Source organism: Serratia sp. ASV30 (genome assembly GCF_016428815.1).
Taxonomy (GTDB): Bacteria; Pseudomonadota; Gammaproteobacteria; order Enterobacterales; family Enterobacteriaceae; genus Chania; species Chania fonticola_C.
Genome location: NZ_JAELTL010000267.1, coordinates 1 through 302, shown reverse-complemented (window position 1 = coordinate 302; position 302 = coordinate 1). Strand labels below are relative to the sequence as shown.

Annotated in this window: 1 pseudogene; it reads left to right on the top strand. The window is 71.2% G+C overall.

Annotation, left to right across the window (positions count from 1 at the left end):
• Window positions 1–145, top strand: a pseudogene (locus JHD74_RS26385) (LysR family transcriptional regulator); the annotation flags it as partial.
• Window positions 146–302 lie beyond the last annotated feature (157 nt).

The window sequence follows — 302 nt, the reverse complement described above, 5'->3', positions numbered from 1 at the left end:
GTCCGAGCCATGGCGACGGTTACCCGCGCTATCCCTCAAGCAAATTCAGTACTTTGTGACCCTGGCGCAGCTACGACATTTCACCGATACCGCCAGCCGTCTGGCGATCAGCCAACCCGCGTTAAGCCTGTCTCTTATACACATCTCCGAGCCCACGAGACAGGAGGTATCATCGCGTATGCCGTCTTCTGCTTGAACAGGGGGGGGGGGGGGGGGGGGGGGGGGGGGGGGGGGGGGGGGGGGGGGGGGGGGGGGGGGGGGGGGGGGGGGGGGGGGGGGGGGGGGGGGGGGGGGGGGGGGGG